The following is a 16220-nucleotide window of genomic DNA, read 5'->3' as shown; positions in this document are numbered from 1 at the left end:
TGGCGATCAGCCGTAGAATTGCGTGCCGGTCTTGTAGGTTTTGAAGTTTTCCATGTCGTGCGAATACATCAGCTCGGCACCATGGTCCTCGGCGAGCTTCTTCACCCTGCGCATCGAATTGACGCCCGCTACCGGGTCTATGTGAAAGGACGCCTGGCACAGCGTTTCAAGGCTCTTCTGCGTGTAGGCCGCATCGATCGTGAACATGATCGGCTTGCGCTTGGGGAACTCCACCAGCAGGCTGTAGTGGCCGATCGAGTGGCCGGGCGTCGAGATCAACCTGACGCCCCTGGCAAGGTCGACGTCGCCGTCGATGCCCTCGAAGGTCGAGTTGGCGCGCGTCGTGCCTTCCAGCAATTGCGCGGTCGCGCCACGCGCTTCGGCAGCCTCGGCCGAAAAGCTCAGGTCCGAATAGCCGAGTTGCTCGAAAGGCTGGGGATTGCAGGCCTGGGGTACCTCGGTCCGGTGACAGATCTTCTTGGCATGCGGAAAATACTTGTTGCCGCCGCAATGGTCGAAATGGAAATGCGAGTTGACGACGACGTCGATGTCCTTCGGCTCGAGGCCGAGCAGCGCCAGGGCGCCGGGGATGGTCTGGTGCTTTTCCTGGATCGGCTTTTCGAAAGGCAGCACCTTCATGACGTGATCGTAGTCGTAGCCGGTGTCGATGAGAAACCGTCCCTCGGCATGCTCGATCAGGATCGAATAAACAGGAAAGCGCACTTCGCCGCCGGGGCCGCGATTCCAGAACACGTGATAGCCGTCGAGAACGAGCGAGCCGCCGTCGAGCAGGTAGACCTTGGTATCCGACATTTTTGTCTCCTTTTCTTTTGGCGCGGGTCCCGTCCGCGCTTGAACCGTGATCAGCGCGCGCCGCGCTCGTATGGAATGCCGAGCGCCGCCGGCAGACTGGCCCGCCGGCCGAACAGCACCAGCATGACCATCACCGCCAGGAACGGCAGCATCTGGATGACGTCGGTTGGTATGTTGATGCCGGCCACCTGCATAGCAGTCGTCAGCGACAGGCAGACACCGAACAGCAACGCGCCAAGCAGCACCCAGACCGGGCGACCACGCGCGAGCATGGCCAGCACGATGCCGAGGAAGCCCGCCCCATTGGTGATGAAGGGAATGAACAGGCCGGCGCCGACATTGGCAAGATAGGCGCCGCCGAGGCCGGCCAGCGCTCCGGTCGTCAGCACGGCGATGGTGCGGGTTCGCACGACGTCGATGCCGGCGACGTCGAGTGCTGCCGGCTTGTCGCCCGCAGCCTGCAGGTTGAGGCCGAGCTGCGTGCGCCGGTAGATGGTGCCCATGGCGAAAACCAGCGCGACTGCCAGATAGACGATGAGATGCTGCTTGAACAGCGCCGGGCCGATGACCGGAATGTCCGACAGCATCGGAATGACGGTCACGTCCACCGCCGGCAGGCGGGGATAGCTGCGCGAAAACTGGAAATGGTGGAGCAGCGCCGTCAGGCCTTCAAGTCCTAAGGTCAGCGCGATGCCGATGACGATCTGGTTCAGCCCGATGCGCACGCAAAGCAGCGCCATGACAAGCGCCACCGCGATGCCGCCGGCAGCGCCGGTGAGAAAGCCCAGCCACAGCGATCCGGAATAGAAGGCGCCGACGAAGCCGAGATAGGCGCCGGCCAGCATCATGCCTTCGATGCCGATGTTGAGGACGCCGGCCTTTTCGGACATCTGTTCGCCGAGGCCGGCCAGCAGCAGCGGGATCGCCGCGGTGACCGCGCCGAACAAAAGCGCGCTGAGAAAGACTTCGCTGAACAGCCCGGTCATGGCGTCAGGGCCTCCGCGACTGGTTGTAGCGGTGATCGACATATTCGGCGAGCGCGAGCACGATCAGCACGATGGAGACCAGCACCAGCGTGAAATGATTGGGCACGCCGAGCCGGCGCGCCGCACTCTCGCCACCGATCGACAGCACCGAAAGCAGGAACACGAAACCGATGGCAGCAAAGCCGTTCATGCGGGCGAGGAACACCACGGGGATGACGGCCAGACCATAGGCGGGGTTCCAGTCGGCGCGAACGTTACCCTGGACGCCAAGGATATCGACAGCGCCGGCAAGCCCGGCCAGCCCGGCCGAAATGGCGAAAACCGCAAGGGTCAGCCCCGGCACGCCAAGCCCCGAATGGATTGCTGCACGGGGGTTTGCGCCGACGATCCTCAGCTTCAGCCCGAACGCCGTGCGCGTCATCACCAGATGCACAATGATGATCGCCATCAGTCCCAGAAGCAGGCCGCTGGTGATGGTCGTTTCGAACAGGCGCGGCAGCCTGTCCTCGACCGGCAAGGTGCGGGTCTGTGGCACGGTTGTGCCCGGATCGCGAAACACCAGCTTGACCAGAACGTTGGCGAGTGAGGTGCCCAGAAACGTCATCATCAGCGTGGTGATGATCTCGTTGACGCCCTGATAGGCGCGCAGCAAGGCCGGCACCAACGACCAGATCATCGCGACCACCATGGCGATCAGGAACGAGCAGACGAGCGCCAGCCAGGCCGGCATGATCTGCACGAAAACCGGAGCGCTGGCAGCAGCCGTTACCGCGCCGAGCAGGAACTGGCCGTCGCCGCCAAGGTTCCACATGCCGGCGCGAAAGGCCACGATGAGGCCGGCGGCAAGAAACAGCAGCGCCGCCATGCGCGTCAGCGTCTGCTGGATGCCGAGCGGCGACAAAAGCCCTCTCTCGAGGACGAAGCCGTAGTAGGCAAGCGGATCGACGCCGACGGCAAGCAGGATGCAGCCGGCGATGATCAGTGCGGCCAGTATAGGGCCGAGCGTCATCAGCAGCCGATGCTGGATATCGCGGCGCGTTGCCATCGAGGCCGTGGCGTCGAGTGCGGTTGCGCCTGCGGAGGGGGCGGTCTCGATGCTCATGCGGCAAGTCCGATCATCAAGCGACCGACCTTGGTGCGGGCATCGTCGGCATTCTCGACGGTGCCGACGAGCGATCCGTTCGAGATGACGGCGATGCGGTCGCACATGCTGAGCAACTCCTCGAGGTCGGTGGAGATCAGCAGCACGGCAAGGCCGCGTGCCGCCGTGTCGCGGATTCGCTGGCGCGAGGCCAATGTGTTGGCGAGATCGAGCCCATAGGTCGGCTTGTTGAAAATCACCACCTTTGCGCCTTCGGCGAGCTCGCGCGCCAGCAGCACCTTCTGGATATTGCCGCCGGAGAGCCGGGCGACCGGCGTTTTCAGGCTGGGTGTGCGCACGTCGTATTCGCGGACAAGTTGGGCGGCGCGCTTGTCGATTTCGGCACGTTGCTCGACGCCTCTGCGCCAGAAGGGGGCCGCGCCCACCTGCTTGAGGAAGAAGTTGATCGAAACCGGGAAGGTTCCGACCGTACCCTCGCCGAGCCGGTCGTCGGTCAGGTAGCGAAGGCCTCTGTGGCGACGTTCGCCGACGCTCAACGCCTCGATGGGGGCTCCCTCCAGCCGCACCGAACCGCCCACCGTCGCACGCTGACCGGCCAGCGCCTCCGCCAGTTGCTTCTGGCCATTGCCGTCGATGCCGGCGATGCCCAGCAACTCGCCTGGCCGGATGTCGAACGAAATCGACGACAAGCCCGGCGCGTCGTCCGTCGGCGCAACCGCAAGATCGCGGACCTGAAGCAGCGGAGCCGCTCCGGCGTGGATGTTACGGACCGGACGCTCGGCCGCTTTCGGGTCGTCCTTCTGCTTGCCGAACATCAATTCCACGATCTCCGAAATGATCGCCTGCTCGCCCAGCGCACGAAATCGCTCGGGAGGGATTTCGCCGACCTTGCGGCCGAGTTTGAGCACTGAGATGCGGTCGCCGAATGCCGCCGCTTCCTTGAGCTTGTGGGTGATGAAGACGATCGCCAACCCCTGCTCGACCAGGCGGCGCATCAGCGCGCCCAGTTCGTCGATGCCCTTCGGCGTCAGCATCGAGGTCGACTCGTCGAGGATCAAGAGCCGGCTGTTGCGTACCATCGCGCGCAGGATCTCGACCTGCTGCTGCTCGCCGAGCGAAAGCTCGGACACTTTGGCATGGAGCCTGACCGCGATGCCGAGCGTCCTGGTAATTTCGGCGACGCGGGCTTCCAACTCTTCGGTCTTGGGGCGCTGCCACCACGGCCCGCCGAGCAACAGGTTTTCCGCCACCGTCAGCGTCGGCACCAGCATCATGTGCTGGAATACGGTTCCGATGCCGAGCGCCAGTGCATGGCGCGGCGACGTGATCGCGGTAGGCTCGCCATCGACCAGTATGCGCCCCTCGTCCGGCTGCTGCAGCCCCGACAGCATGCCGATCAAGGTGGATTTTCCAGCACCATTTTCACCGAGCAGCACATGTACCTCGCCAGGTCGGATTGCCAGATCGACGCTATCGTTGGCGACCACGCCGGGGAACCGTTTCGTCACGCCTTCGAGCGCGACGATGGCGCGCTTGTCGACCGACAATGAGGAAGCACTGCTCATGAAAGCCAAGGCCTTGAAAATATGAAATCGGTCCGGAGGGGTGAACGGATCACCCCTCCGGTAGCCTGCCTTGAAGCGCCTTACTGGGCGACGCTGGTCATCAGCGCCCTGACGGCTGCTGCATCATAGACCGGCTCGACCTTGGTCTTGCCGGAAATGACGTCTTCGCGCAGCGCCTGGATCTCCGCCCAGACGTCGTCCGCGATAGCGGCGGTCTTCAGAAGCTTGACCGAATCGTCCTTGAGGCCGATCGAGTAGCTCTTGGTGCCGAACGTGTCGGCCTTCAGGTCGGCGATCATCGCCGCATAGACCGGCTCGATATTCCAGACCACCGACGAGAGCAGAAAGCCTTTGTCGATCGGCGTCTTGTCGCCGATGACGTCGATGAAATAGACCTTGCCGCCATCGCCGGCCTTGGTCGTCTCGACCGCCTGCAGCATTCCGAAGCTCGAGCCGTTGCCCTGGCCGAAGATGATGTCCGCGCCCGATGCGATCACGCTTTCGGTGACGCGCTTGCCGCCGGCCGCATCGCTGTAGGCGGCGGGCCCGATCACTGCATAGGTGACCTTGACGTCCGGGTTCTCGGCCTTCACGCCCTGCGCGAACGCCGCCGACTGCGAGTTCCACGATGGCGGCTCGCCCGAAACGACGATGCCGACCGATTTGGAGCGCGACATCTTGGCGGCGAGACGGCCGGCAAGGTACGCACCCTCGTGGCCGCTCAGCGTGTAGTCGGCGACGAGCCCCTTCTCCAGGCCGGTCGGTGTGTCGACGATCGCCACCGGCACCTTGGTTTCCTTGGCGATTTCGGGAGCCGCGGTGTTGTAGCCGCTGGCATGGGCGATCAGCAGGCTGGCGCCGTCGGAGGCCAATTCGCGCAATGTCGGCCGCACGTCGCCATAGCCGAGCCCCTGCGCTACCATGATCTCGACACCGGCCGCCGCCGCCGCTGCTTTGGCGGCGTCGATGCCCTGCTGGTTCCAGCCATAGTCGGTGCCTTCTTCCGGCGCCAGGATGGCAATCGACTTGACTTCGGCGGCAAGTGCGTTGCCCAGCAAGAGGCCGCTTAATATAACAGCGCTTACGCTGCCCTTAAGAAACTTAGACATGTTACCCTCTCTGTTCGGTTGACCCAATATATTCTTATTGTTATTGCGCAAAAGCGAGGTAGACTACCTGAACAATTATGTCAGGAGTTCAGGCAAGGTGGTTGTGCGATACATCCTTCCGATAATGCTGGCGTTCACGCCGTTCGCCAACGCGGTTGAGTTGCGGCACGTCACTGTGCGGACCGGCACCGACGGCCTCGATCTGGTGCCGCTGACGATTTCGAATGCAGGGCGTGAGGCGCTTTCCTGCAATGCCGACTTCGCCCATTGGTATTCGGCCACGATCGCCTCCGCGGCGCCCGGCAAGAGCGCTCGTGTCGAGCTGTGGTTCGATCCAAAAAACGGGACCTACACGATCCTCAACGACAAGCGCGAAAACCTGCCTGTCGAGCGGCTGTGGTGCGGCCTGGCCAGCCACGCATACGCCACGCGCGTGCAGATCGCGCTCGACCGCACCAGTGCCGCAAGGGGGCAAATGACCGTGACGTGCAGCAGCGCGGACAACAGGCTGGCCTGCCGGTAGGCGTTCGCTTCTTGACAAGTCAGACACCGCCCCGGCCTCACTCTGCCGCCAGGAACTTGTCGGTGAAGACGTCGTCTGCCGACAGGGCCGTTTTGAGCACGCCCTGATCCGTCAGCGTCTTCAAGGTCTCTTCCCATTGCGTCTTGGTCATCCAGCCGAGGCCGTGTTCCTTCGTCGCCGGGCTGTTGAACGTCGAGGCGATGTCTGCGTTGAGCTGGGCCAGCAGCACATCCTGCTTTTCCGCATAGCCCGGAACGGCCTTGGCGGTGATCTCGGCGGCTTCTTCCGGATGGGTCGCGACATAGTCGAATGCTTCCCTGTAGGCCTTCACGAAACGACGCACGACATCGGGCTTGTCCTTGATCATCGCTTCAGAGGTGAACAGCCCTGAGCCATAGGCCTTCCAGCCGTGATCCGCGCCGAGCATGATGCTCAGCGACCCTGGGCCGCCGGCCTTGGCTTCAAGTTCAGGCACTTCGGCGTCGAGATAGCCGACCACGGTCTGCACACGACCGAGCAGCAAGTAGCTTTCGTAAGGCGGCGAGACGCTGTTGAGCGTCATGTCCTTCTCGCTCATGCCGTTGGCGGCCAGGAAGCCCCTGAAGAAAATGTAAGTGGAGCCGGCGGGGTGGATGCCAATGGTCAGGCCCTTGAGATCGGAAGGCTTGGTCAACTTGAGCGTCTTGGCGAGCGAAATAATGCCCAGCGGAGACTGCTGGTTGACCGCCGCCAGCGCCACGACGGGAACATTCTGGGACCTAGCAACAGCAAGCGTGGGGAGATCGCCGAACCCGAACTCAGCGTTAGCGTTGCCCACCAGCCGCATGGCGTCCGGCGAGCCGGATCCCTTGCGGACCTCGCTCACATCGATGTCGTTCTTGGCGAAAAAGCCCTTTTCCTTGCCAACAAAGAACATGGCGTGATTGCCGCGCACCACCCAGTCGAGCTGGACGTTGACTTTGTCCGCCGCCAGCGCAGCGTTCGAGAAGCCAAGCGCGCCGACAAACGCCGCAAAGGTGGCTGCCTTGATAAGAGAGCGTCTCAGCATTGTTTGTTCCCTTCTTTGTTTTTGGTTGTTCGAAAGATCCTAGGCCTGGCTGAATTTCGGCGCCCACGGCACCACGATGCGTTCGAGAAATTCGGCCGCGTAGTAAAACGCGATGCCGAGCACGGAAACGAGCAGCAGCGCCGCGAAGACCAGGGCCGTGTCGAGCTGGGTCGAAGCGAACTGGATAACATAGCCGAGCCCGTCCGAGGCTCCGGCAAATTCGCCGACGATGGCACCGATGACGCTTAGGGTCGCTGCTATCTTGGTCCCGGCCATCAGGCTCGGCAGCGAGTGTGGAACGCGGATCCTGAACAGGATCTGGGTCTGGCTGGCGCCGACCGAATTCATCAGCGACAGAAGCGAGCGGTCGACCGATTGCATGCCCGCCAGCATCGACAGCGTCACCGGGAAGAAGGCGATGACCAGGATCAGACCGATCTTGGGTGCCAGGCCATAGCCGAACCAGAGGATGAAGATCGGGGCGAGCGCGACCTTCGGAACGTTCTGGAACAACACCACGAGCGGATACAGTGCGCGCCCCAGCCAGTCGAAACGCACGATGACGAGAGCAAGCGCAATGCCGACCACGACCGAGACAAGGAAGCCGAACAGGATTTCGCCCGCCGTAACCACCGTCGCCTGCGCGAGCGTGTCCCATTGCGCGACCAGGGATCGGGCAATCTCGGAAGGGGCGGGAACGATAAAGGAGGATATGGAGAAGATCCGTACCGCAGCTTCCCACAACACGATCGTCACCAGCAAAAGGATGGCCGCTGGAAGCCAGCTGCCTGTCGCCGCGTTCCAGCCGGAAACAGGCCGCGGCGGGGAGATATCGACGACGGGTTGCTTGCTCAAGACGCGCCTCCCGGCTCATGACTGGAGCGCAGCATCGTTCGAAGCCGAAGCACAAGCCTGACAAATTCGGGGACCTCGGTCACGGAAGCGTCGCGTGGATGGGGCAGCGGCACATCCAGGCTCTGCGTGATGCGCCCCGGGTTGATTCCCAGTACATGAACCTGGCGGGACAACTGAATGGCTTCGTCGATCGAATGCGTCACGAAGACAATCGTCTTGCCGGTCCTCTGCCAGATCTCAAGCAGCGACTGGCCCATCGAATCGCGGGTGATCGCATCAAGCGCACCAAACGGCTCGTCCATCAGCAAGACCGCCGGATCGAGCGCCAGAGCCCGGGCGATGGCGACCCGCTGCCGCATGCCGCCAGACAATTCGTTTGGGCGCTTGTGGGCGGCATCGCCGAGTCCCACCAGTTCCAGCATCTCCCGTCCACGCGCTCGCAACGCCGAGCGCGACATCGACTTGTCGGCGATACCCAGCAACATCGAGGCATTGTCGACGGCGTTTTTCCAGGGAAGCAGATTGGCGTCCTGAAAGACGAGACCGATCATCCGCTTGCGCGCCGCCTCGCCTGGCGAAACGCCAGCGATCGAGACGCTGCCACTGCTTGGATTGACCAGCCCAGCCAGCACTTTGAGCAAGGTGCTCTTGCCACAACCCGAAGGGCCGATCAGGGAAACGAACGAACCTTGCGGAACCGAAAGATCTACATCCCTGAGGATCAGCTGCCGCTTCTGATCCGTGCCCATGACCACTGAAACGCCCTTGGCGGAAATGAGATCGGCGTGGCGGATGTGGGCCGGTCTGCCGCCGGCTGGTCGAATGGTTTCAACCTGCATGGTCGGTCACCCCACGCATTGTCATTGGCCGCAGCCGCACGGTCTTGATGGTGCAGTCCGCATGAGCGGCCAACCGGGTGAAATCCCCAACACGGCCAGCCTCGTGCGTTACTTGCGCCATCACCTACTCCCGGCCTTCGAGGATACGTCGCACCGCGACAAGCTTGCGCGCCCGTTCGCCCTGCAGCGCCTTTATCTGCTCGGGTGTGTAGGAGAACATGCCCTCGCCCGACTTGATGCCGAATTTCGACGCGTTGGTCTTTTCCAACACGACCGGGGCGACGTCATCGCGATTGGAAAGGTCGGCGTTCAGGAACGACGAGACGGATTTGTAGATATCGAGGCCCGCCATATCGAGCAGCGCCATGGGCCCTACGACGGCGATCTTGTAGCCGATGCCCCATGAGACGCAGGTGTCGAGATCCTCCGGTTCGATGACACCGCGCTCGACCAGGTCGACCGCTTCGCGCAGCAGCGCGTAGAGTACGCGATTTTCGACGAAGCCGGGGACATCCTTCTTCACCACCACCGGCAACAGGCCGATCGAGCGGATCAGGTCGCGGATCGTCGCCACGGTCTCAGGCGCGGTCTTCTGCCCGCCGATCACCTCGATCATCGGAATGATATGCGGCGGGTTCGACCAGTGCATGCCGACCATCCGTTCGGGATGGGAGATATGGGCCTGCAGCCTGGTGATCGGGATGCCCGACGTGTCCGAGGCGACGATGACCGAGGAGCCGATCAGCGGGTCGATGGCGCGATAGGTTTCGGCCTTGATGTCGATATTCTCGGGCACGTTCTCGATGACCAATTCCGCCGCATCGACAGCCTCGGCGATGGTTTGCACGAAACGCACCGCACCTGTCCCCGACGCGGGCGCCCTGATGTCGAGACGGTCCAGAACTCCGCCGGCCATGTCGAGCATGCCGCGGGCGCGTTCGACCGCGGCATCGGAAACATCATACGCCGCCACATCAAGCCCACCGCGCGACAGCCGCGCGGCAATGCCCGGACCCATCGTTCCCAGTCCGATGAGGGCGGCGCGCTTGATCATCATGCGGCCTTTGCGGAGGCAGAGGCAGTCGCCGTTTTGAAGGCCGGGCGCGCGGCGATCGCGGCCACCCAGCGCTCCAGATCGGGCAGCGACGGCCGGTCGATCTTGAAGTCGATGCAGCGTTTCAGGATCGGCGCGCAGGCGATGTCGGCGATGGTGAGCTTGCCGAGCGCCAGGAAATCCTTGCCGGCCAGATGTCCGTCGACGATCTTGAGCTGCGCCACAAGGTCCTTCACCTGGTCCTTGTATTCGGCTGTCTGCTCCTCGGGAGTCAGCTTCGCGCCCTTGAAGGCTGCCATGTAGCCGGGATTGACCGCCGCCAGCAGAAAATCCATCCAGCGCTCGACCTCGGTCTTTTCCGCCGGCGTGGCGCCGTTCAACTGCTCGCCGCCGGATGCCGCGAGATAGCGCAGGATTGTGTTGGATTCCCAGATCACGGTGTCGCCGTCGACCAGCGTCGGGACTTTCGACGTCGGATTGAGCGCCTTGTACTCGGCCGTCTGGGTGTTTTCGAACTGGCGGCCGTAATCCTCGCGCTTGTATGGCGCGCCAAGCTCTTCGAGCATGAAGAGCACCTTTTGAACATTGCCCGATGTCTGGCGGCCTAAGAGCTTGTACATGTCGTCTCCTCGATTGTGTCTTGGCCTACTTGCCGACCGGCAGCGGCTTGTAGACGATGGCGTCCATTTCGATCTTGGTGTTGATGACGGCCTTTGCCTCGACCGTGGTGCGCGCCAGCACAGCGTCGCCGATCCCTTCGAGGAACGCCTTGTTGTAGCGGCCGAAGTCGCGCGTATCCTCGAGATAGGTGGTGATCCGGACGACATCGCAGAGCGTTGCGCCCTCATGCGCTATGACGCGCGCGATGGTCTTCAGCGTGGCCAGCGTCTCTTCCTCGATTGTGCCGCTGATCATGTTGTTGTTCTCGTCCTTCGGCACCTGACCGGAGACGAAAATGAAATCGCCGGCACGCACCGCCGGATGAAACGGCAGGTTCGGATTCTTCTTGCCGATGGCGTAATGGCTGGCGGATTTTCGCGTGCTGTCGCTCAACCTATCCCCCTAGAGAACGCTGGTTTCGATGATGTCGACGCCACGGATGCGGTCGATCAGGTAGACGATGCCGCGGTCGTCGATGGTGACGTCGTTGGAAGAGGAACGCTCGGCGCCTTCCGGCGCGTCAGGCGTGAAGTGGCCGACCTCCTTGGGTGCGAACGGGTCGGCGATGTCGACCAGCCGCAGCCCCTGCGCGAACCAAGCAAAGGGAATGACGGTGCCCTTGAACCGCTCGGAGGGCTGATGGCAGCCGGTCATCGGCGGTTGCGGTGCGCCGTCGGCGTCGAGGCCAGGCACCTGGAAGGTCGAGATCGGCAGCGGGTTCGTCTCGTCGGTGATGTCGTAGATCCAGGTGAAGGCCGGCGGCGAAGGTCGGAGTTTGGCGACATCCTCGTCCGCCACCACCATGATGTTGCGGCCCTTGAGCGGCTGCGGGATCGGCAGGCAGGTATGCGTGGGGTGCGGAAAGCTCGGGCTCGAATTGACGTGAGAGACAAGCGTCGGCTTTGAAACGTCGGAAATGTCGAGGATGAACAGGCCGTGATGCCAGTAGCTGACATAGAGCCGGTCGCCCATACGCAACGGATGGTGGCAGCGCGGCGTGACATAGTCATGCCACGGGTATTCTTCGCCGCCGCCCGTCCACTGACCCGGTATCCACCAGCGCCCGATCTCGACCGGGTTCACCGGATCGATCAGGTCGAGGATCATGACGATGTTGCCGACATAGCCGTCGGCGGTTGGCGAGATATAGGCGTAGCGGCCGTCATAGTCGTAGCGATGCACGCCGCGACCGCCGGTCATCCACTTCGAGATGAGCTTCGGCTCCGCCGGTCGCGTCGTGTCGTAAAGCGCCAGGCCACCGCCGAAATCGGCCGGGCCCGCATCGCCGAAGCGCTCGTGGTTGATGATCATCAAGCCATCCTGGGCGCGCACCTTGTGCGAGTGCCAGCCCGGCGGAACGTCGATCGTCGCGATCTTCTTCGGATTGCGCGGGTCTGAAATGTCGACCAGCGTCGTGCCGCTCGGCGGTCGCATATGGCCGATATAGAGGATGTTGCCGTCGACCCAGACCTGACCGCCACCCGGACAGTCGACATGGCCGATCTGCTTTGTATTGAACGCCGAAACCAAATGCATACGCCCTTGCTGCTGGAAGGTCTTTCGGTATCCGCGCCGCGATAGGGCGGCATGGACATCTTTCGCTGCAAGATCAGGCGATGCGGAGCAGATCGCCGGCCTGGTTGCGGCCCCAGCGTTTGTAGAGGAGCAGCGCCTTCTGGGTCGGCGCATCGGTCGCGCCGAAGAAGATGACCGGCTCGGTCGAGGAGCCGTTGACATGCTCCACCCACGAGCCGCCAGGTATGGCGATCGTGTCGAACTGGGTCCAGTCGTAGCGCTTGCCGTCGATGATCGAATGGCCACGGCCGCGGAACGGCGCCAACAACAGGCTGGCGGTCTCGCGCTGCGGCAGCGTCTTTTCGCCCGGCCGCAGCATCTGGACGTAGAAGTTGATCGTGCGGAAGACCGGGCCGCCGGTGGTGGGGTCGACATAGTCGATGACGATACCTTCGTGCGGATCGCCGTCCCAATCCTTGTGGGCGTCGAGGATCGCTTCCATCTTTTCCCAGCGATAGACGTACATCGGCGACGACAGGCCGCCGCCGCGCTTGTGGTCGACGAAGCGCGGCATCAAGCCGCCCTCGCCATAGATTCGTTGCGAATAATCGTTCGGGAAACGGGCGGTCTGTACCTTCTTCTCGACTTCCTTGCCATCGACCATCTCGGTGTATTTGTGGTCGAAATGCACGGCGTGCAGCGTCTCGACCAGCGGCAGGTCGAGAACCGAAAGGTTGACCGCCTGTTCGCCGCCGACCGTGCCGTGATTGTGCCAGGCGTCGTTGGGCGTCAGCACCATGTCGCCAGGGCCGAAAACCACATCCTCGCCCTCGACGCCGGTAAAGTTGCCCTTGCCGGTCAGGCCAAAACGTATGGCGCTCGGCGAATGCTTGTGCGGCGGCATGATCTCGTCTGGATCATTCAGGCGGTAGGCGGTGTACATCGTGCTGACCGATGCGCGTTTGGGCGCGAGACCCGGATTGACCAGGATCAGCGACCGGCGCTCGCTATCGTCCATGGTCACTAGTTCAGCGGCGCGCTGCAGCAGCGGCTCGATGTCGGCATAGGACCAGACGAAGGGTATTGCCTTCGACGTCGCCATGAGCTGCTTGATCTCGTCGTGATCGACGCCTTCCGATGTCGCCCAGAACGGAAACATGTTCTTTTCGTAGAGGGCGTCATAGAGGCCCTTCAGCGCCGCCTTCTTGTTGGTGACGGTAAGGTCTGCTGGTTGCGCCATGGACATGTCTGTCACCTCTCTTCAGGAAGAAAATGCGTTTAACCAACTCAACCGTATTCGCATTGGTTTTGCTCGACAATCCCAAAAACCAAGAATTTTCGAAGTTTTTGGTTGAAAGCTCTTTTGAAAGGCAAATGCTTCGAAAAAGGGCATAAAAGATCGAAAAGACGCGAAAAACTAGCCGATCTGGCGGATGCAGTTCGAACTATGACGACCGCGGCAATCACGCGGCAGCCCAACCAATTCGAGTTTTTGTGTTCAACCAAAGGATTTTTGGTTGAATCCCAGGCGACGCCGGTCAGGCCGCCATGCTTTGTTCGGCACGGCTGCGGATCAGGTCCGAGGCCTTTTCGGCGATCATGATGACCGCCGCATTGATGTTGCCGCAGACGAGATCCGGCATCACGGAAGCGTCCACCACGCGAAGGCCAGCAACGCCGCGCACCCGCAGTTGCGGATCGACAACCGACTCCGCGTCGACCCCCATGCGGCAGGTGCCGGCCGGATGATGCACGGTGATCGATGTCTTGCGGATATGCTCGTCGATCTCGTCGTCGCTCTCGCATTTGGGGCCAGGGAAGAATTCCGCCCCGACGAAAGGCGCCATCGACGGCTGTGCGGCCAGGTTGCGCGCGACGCGGAAGCCGGCGCGGAGCGACTGCCAGTCACGCGGCGAAGACAGGAAATTCTGGTGAATCAGCGGCGCGGCCAACGGGTCGCTCGACGCCAGCTTCACGCTCCCCCTGCTCTCCGGCTGGACGGCGACGATGCGTGTCGCAAAGCCATCGGCGAAGGGCGCCTTGAATGGCGACATATAGGGCCATGCGGCAAGGGGTGCAGCGGTGAAAAGCAGCTGGACGTCCGGCAATGGCCGGCTTGCATCACTTTTCAGGAACGCCACGACCCCGCCAGGCACATCTCCCGAAAAACCCTTTCCGGTGAAATAGGTCTTGACGAAATCCAGCCCGATACGATCCGCCCGCATCATCTTGAGGAATGGTCCCGGCTGCTTGCGCCGATACATCAAAATGACCGAAACGTGGTCTTGCAGGTTCTTGCCGACCTGCGAACGCTCGACTTTCGTCTCGATACCATGCGCCGCGAGCTCACTACCGTCGCCGACCCCCGACAGCATCAGCAGTTGCGGCGTGTTGATGACGCCGCCGGCAAGCAGAACCTCCCGCCGCGCCAAGACCTGGTGGGCCGCGCCGCCTCTGGTGTAGGCGATGCCCGTCGCGCGCCCATCCTTCAGGAGAATCCTCGTCGCCATCGCGCCGGTCAGCACTTTGACATTGCTGCGGCGCATGGCGGGACGCAGATAGGCCGACGCGGCCGAGCAGCGGCGACCGTTGGCGATCGTCATCTGCAGGCGGCCAAAGCCTTCCTGCACGGCGCCATTATAGTCGTCGGTCTGGAGGTATCCGGCATCCCGGCTGGCCGTAGCGAAGGCATCGATCAGTTCGTCCCTGTAGCGGCAGAACTGGGTGTTCAGCGGCCCGCTGCCGCCGCGATAGTGGCTTGCGCCCTTTTCCCAGCGCTCCTGCTTTTTGAAATAGGGCAACACCTTGTCGAACGACCAATCGGTCAGACCGCTCCCCGCCCAGCGGTCGTAGTCGCCGCGATTGCCGCGCACATAGGCCATGGCGTTGGTGGAGGAGGAGCCGCCGATGACCTTGCCGCGCGCGCATTCGACCTTGCGCCCGCCGACATTGGCCTCGGGCTCGCAGAAATACATCCAGTCGTGACGGCGCTCGGTCAGGATCTTGCCCCAGCCGAGCGGGATGTGGATCATGGGATCGCGATCCCAATCCCCTGCTTCCAGAAGCAGCACGGAAACCGCAGGATCTTCGCTCAGGCGGTTTGCAAGCACGCAGCCGGCCGACCCGGCTCCGACGATGACATAGTCAAAGGTTTCCCCAAACGGCATGCACGGTCCTCGGGACAAGGACGGCCCGCCGCATGAGAGCCGTCAAAACAACTGCGGCACTCAACCACCGCGCAACTGGTGTTGTCAACCACCGCATGCAGATGTAGATTGGTTGAGTTGGTTGAGTGCCGTTCCAGCAGGTATCGTGTCACAATGTGATAACCGGACGTTGAGTCGGCGCGCTGCCGATCGGACAGGAGATTTGGTTTTGAGCGCATTCGAGCCGCAGATCGTACCATCGGATCTCGACGACATCATTGCAGCGATCCGCCAGTTGCAGCAGGGCGGCGGCAAGCTCCCTTCCGAGCGCGATCTTGCCGAACATCTGAACGTGAAGCGCCATCAGCTTCGCAAGGCGCTCGAGCTGCTGCGCCGGTCGGGCGACTTGAAGCCGGCGCGCGCCAGGCGTGCGCCAACCGCCCTGCCCCGATATGGCGAAGAGCTTGTCAGGGTAACAAATCCCATCGAGGTCCTGGAGTTGCGCCTGCTCATGGAGCCAGGTCTCGCCCGGCTGGCATCGCTGCGCGCCTCCTCGTTCGAGACGGCACGCATCATCGATGCGGCAACCACGCCGGAGAATGCCTCGTCGGGCGCCGTCGATTTCGCTTTCCATCTCGCCATCGTCGCTGCCGCCCGCAACCATCTTGCCGCCGAATTCTACAAGATGCTGCGTCAGGTCGGGGTCGATGCGCGGGTGAAGATCGCACGTACCGCGGCGCCCACCTGCCCCAAGCGGATCGCCGAGCGCGACGGCGAACATCGCCTGATTGCCGAAGCGATCTCGAACCGCGACCCGGAAGCAGCCGAGGCGGCCATGCGCGCGCATTTGCTGTCCGTGCAAAGACAGATCACGGAACGGTCGAATGCAGGCGCCTTTGCCGCATGATCGTTTCGCGTTCTAAGACCATGATCCCGAAAAGTGGAAACCGGTTTTCGGAAGAGATCATGGTCAAACAAAGAAGATAGAGCCCCATTCCGATTGTA

The 16220-nt window shown here is 62.5% G+C and carries 16 protein-coding genes; 2 read left to right on the top strand and 14 right to left on the bottom strand.

Translation table 11 applies throughout. From position 1 onward, the window contains the following. Positions 1 to 6: 6 nt before the first annotated feature. The 5 genes from EJ066_RS21290 to EJ066_RS21270 all read right to left on the bottom strand — a co-directional run bounded on the left by EJ066_RS21290 (position 7) and on the right by EJ066_RS21270 (position 5575). The gene (locus tag EJ066_RS21290) at positions 7 to 813 is read right to left on the bottom strand and encodes a 4-pyridoxolactonase (RefSeq protein ID WP_126041372.1); all 807 of its coding nucleotides are present in this window, start codon (positions 811 to 813) and stop codon (positions 7 to 9) included. 50 nt (positions 814 to 863) lie between these two features. Further along, positions 864 to 1799 (bottom strand): ABC transporter permease, encoded by a 936-nt coding sequence (locus EJ066_RS21285; RefSeq protein ID WP_126041370.1) that lies wholly within the window; start codon positions 1797 to 1799, stop codon positions 864 to 866. 4 nt (positions 1800 to 1803) lie between these two features. After that, on the bottom strand, positions 1804 to 2901 hold the full coding sequence (locus tag EJ066_RS21280; protein ID WP_126041368.1) for an ABC transporter permease: 1098 nt from the start codon (positions 2899 to 2901) through the stop codon (positions 1804 to 1806). After that, the gene (locus EJ066_RS21275) at positions 2898 to 4466 is read right to left on the bottom strand and encodes an ABC transporter ATP-binding protein (protein WP_126041366.1); all 1569 of its coding nucleotides are present in this window, start codon (positions 4464 to 4466) and stop codon (positions 2898 to 2900) included. Before EJ066_RS21275 ends, EJ066_RS21280 begins: the two co-directional genes overlap by 4 nt. 80 nt (positions 4467 to 4546) lie before the next feature. Continuing rightward, complete coding sequence (locus EJ066_RS21270; RefSeq protein ID WP_126041364.1) at positions 4547 to 5575, bottom strand: BMP family protein; 1029 nt, start codon at positions 5573 to 5575, stop codon at positions 4547 to 4549. Between the two features lie 103 nt (positions 5576 to 5678). Here EJ066_RS21270 and EJ066_RS21265 point away from each other — a divergent pair, with 103 nt between their 5' ends. Continuing rightward, positions 5679 to 6098 carry a hypothetical protein gene (locus EJ066_RS21265; RefSeq protein ID WP_348629261.1) on the top strand — a complete coding sequence of 140 codons (420 nt, stop codon included), beginning with the start codon at positions 5679 to 5681 and terminating at the stop codon, positions 6096 to 6098. A gap of 37 nt (positions 6099 to 6135) precedes the next feature. On the opposite strand, the gene EJ066_RS21260 is transcribed toward EJ066_RS21265, so the two are convergent. The 9 genes from EJ066_RS21260 to EJ066_RS21220 form a co-directional block, all read right to left on the bottom strand. Next, a complete protein-coding gene (locus tag EJ066_RS21260) occupies positions 6136 to 7146 on the bottom strand; it encodes an ABC transporter substrate-binding protein (RefSeq protein WP_126041360.1) in 1011 nt (336 codons plus the stop codon). Positions 7147 to 7185: 39 nt separating this feature from the next. Further along, positions 7186 to 8001 (bottom strand): ABC transporter permease, encoded by an 816-nt coding sequence (locus tag EJ066_RS21255; protein ID WP_126041358.1) that lies wholly within the window; start codon positions 7999 to 8001, stop codon positions 7186 to 7188. Then, positions 7998 to 8840 carry an ABC transporter ATP-binding protein gene (locus EJ066_RS21250; protein WP_126041356.1) on the bottom strand — a complete coding sequence of 281 codons (843 nt, stop codon included), beginning with the start codon at positions 8838 to 8840 and terminating at the stop codon, positions 7998 to 8000. Before EJ066_RS21250 ends, EJ066_RS21255 begins: the two co-directional genes overlap by 4 nt. A 124-nt stretch (positions 8841 to 8964) precedes the next feature. Continuing rightward, on the bottom strand, positions 8965 to 9894 hold the full coding sequence (fhmpcd1, locus tag EJ066_RS21245; protein ID WP_126043995.1) for a 5-formyl-3-hydroxy-2-methylpyridine 4-carboxylate 5-dehydrogenase: 930 nt from the start codon (positions 9892 to 9894) through the stop codon (positions 8965 to 8967). Further along, positions 9894 to 10514, bottom strand: a complete 621-nt coding sequence (locus EJ066_RS21240; protein ID WP_126041354.1) for a glutathione S-transferase family protein — start codon at positions 10512 to 10514, stop codon at positions 9894 to 9896. The genes fhmpcd1 and EJ066_RS21240 overlap by 1 nt, the downstream gene beginning before the upstream one ends. Before the next feature lie 25 nt (positions 10515 to 10539). Continuing rightward, complete coding sequence (locus EJ066_RS21235) at positions 10540 to 10947, bottom strand: RidA family protein (protein WP_126041352.1); 408 nt, start codon at positions 10945 to 10947, stop codon at positions 10540 to 10542. Between the two features lie 9 nt (positions 10948 to 10956). Continuing rightward, the gene (locus tag EJ066_RS21230; RefSeq protein ID WP_126041350.1) at positions 10957 to 12090 is read right to left on the bottom strand and encodes a hypothetical protein; all 1134 of its coding nucleotides are present in this window, start codon (positions 12088 to 12090) and stop codon (positions 10957 to 10959) included. Between the two features lie 73 nt (positions 12091 to 12163). Continuing rightward, a complete protein-coding gene (locus EJ066_RS21225; protein WP_245454954.1) occupies positions 12164 to 13309 on the bottom strand; it encodes a cupin domain-containing protein in 1146 nt (381 codons plus the stop codon). Between the two features lie 298 nt (positions 13310 to 13607). Next, positions 13608 to 15236 (bottom strand): choline dehydrogenase, encoded by a 1629-nt coding sequence (locus EJ066_RS21220; protein ID WP_126041346.1) that lies wholly within the window; start codon positions 15234 to 15236, stop codon positions 13608 to 13610. 208 nt (positions 15237 to 15444) lie between these two features. Between EJ066_RS21220 and EJ066_RS21215 the strand changes: the two genes are divergently transcribed. Further along, positions 15445 to 16122, top strand: coding sequence for an FCD domain-containing protein (locus tag EJ066_RS21215; RefSeq protein ID WP_126041344.1), 678 nt, complete (start codon positions 15445 to 15447; stop codon positions 16120 to 16122). Positions 16123 to 16220 lie beyond the last annotated feature (98 nt).

It is taken from the genome of Mesorhizobium sp. M9A.F.Ca.ET.002.03.1.2, assembly GCF_003952365.1.
In the GTDB taxonomy this organism is placed as follows: Bacteria; Pseudomonadota; Alphaproteobacteria; order Rhizobiales; family Rhizobiaceae; genus Mesorhizobium.
The sequence above is the reverse complement of the archived record's forward strand: the minus strand, read 5'-3'. Positions and strand labels throughout refer to the sequence as shown.

What these genes read in the sequence shown, in the direction of transcription:
- EJ066_RS21290 (WP_126041372.1), bottom strand. Translation starts at nt 813, where the DNA reads ATGTCGGATACCAAGGTCTACCTGCTCGACGGCGGCTCGCTCGTTCTC.
- EJ066_RS21285 (WP_126041370.1), bottom strand. Translation starts at nt 1,799, where the DNA reads ATGACCGGGCTGTTCAGCGAAGTCTTTCTCAGCGCGCTTTTGTTCGGC.
- EJ066_RS21280 (WP_126041368.1), bottom strand. Translation starts at nt 2,901, where the DNA reads ATGAGCATCGAGACCGCCCCCTCCGCAGGCGCAACCGCACTCGACGCC.
- EJ066_RS21275 (WP_126041366.1), bottom strand. Translation starts at nt 4,466, where the DNA reads ATGAGCAGTGCTTCCTCATTGTCGGTCGACAAGCGCGCCATCGTCGCG.
- EJ066_RS21270 (WP_126041364.1), bottom strand. Translation starts at nt 5,575, where the DNA reads ATGTCTAAGTTTCTTAAGGGCAGCGTAAGCGCTGTTATATTAAGCGGC.
- EJ066_RS21260 (WP_126041360.1), bottom strand. Translation starts at nt 7,146, where the DNA reads ATGCTGAGACGCTCTCTTATCAAGGCAGCCACCTTTGCGGCGTTTGTC.
- EJ066_RS21250 (WP_126041356.1), bottom strand. Translation starts at nt 8,840, where the DNA reads ATGCAGGTTGAAACCATTCGACCAGCCGGCGGCAGACCGGCCCACATC.
- fhmpcd1 (WP_126043995.1), bottom strand. Translation starts at nt 9,894, where the DNA reads ATGATCAAGCGCGCCGCCCTCATCGGACTGGGAACGATGGGTCCGGGC.
- EJ066_RS21240 (WP_126041354.1), bottom strand. Translation starts at nt 10,514, where the DNA reads ATGTACAAGCTCTTAGGCCGCCAGACATCGGGCAATGTTCAAAAGGTG.
- EJ066_RS21230 (WP_126041350.1), bottom strand. Translation starts at nt 12,090, where the DNA reads ATGCATTTGGTTTCGGCGTTCAATACAAAGCAGATCGGCCATGTCGAC.
- EJ066_RS21225 (WP_245454954.1), bottom strand. Translation starts at nt 13,309, where the DNA reads ATGGCGCAACCAGCAGACCTTACCGTCACCAACAAGAAGGCGGCGCTG.
- EJ066_RS21220 (WP_126041346.1), bottom strand. Translation starts at nt 15,236, where the DNA reads ATGCCGTTTGGGGAAACCTTTGACTATGTCATCGTCGGAGCCGGGTCG.